The sequence below is a fragment of the Escherichia sp. AM3 genome, assembly GCF_032029835.1.
GTDB classification, from domain to species: Bacteria; Pseudomonadota; Gammaproteobacteria; order Enterobacterales; family Enterobacteriaceae; genus Escherichia; species Escherichia coli.
Genome location: NZ_JAVUPQ010000709.1, coordinates 1 through 345, shown reverse-complemented (window position 1 = coordinate 345; position 345 = coordinate 1). Strand labels below are relative to the sequence as shown.

Below are 345 nucleotides of genomic sequence, written 5' to 3'. Positions count from 1 at the left end.
ACCTGCTCCTCCGCAGTCAGTTGCTGAGCCTCGGTTAAATCGTAGATTTCAGGGTTATTAGGGAAGTGAACCGCCCCCGCCAGCGGCTCGTCGCCTTCTGCCACCAGCGTGAAACGGTTATAAATCTGCTCTTTCGCGGTGTCTGTTCATACCTCAGTGAGAGAAACAACGGTATTGTTACGCTTGCGGGGCATATTCGCCACGGGCTTGCCGTAGACACATGAGCCTTTAACAGGGATGACACGAAACAGACCATGCTTTTTCGAGCGGTTATAAACAATCGTTGGGTCTATGCCACCGATATCCCAGCAGATGCGGGAAATAAGCATCTCAACGCCGTTAGGC

The 345-nt window shown here is 52.2% G+C and carries 1 pseudogene; it reads right to left on the bottom strand.

Annotated elements, in window-relative coordinates:
• Positions 1-345 (bottom strand): annotated as a pseudogene (locus tag RTW80_RS28010) (terminase gpA endonuclease subunit); the annotation flags it as partial.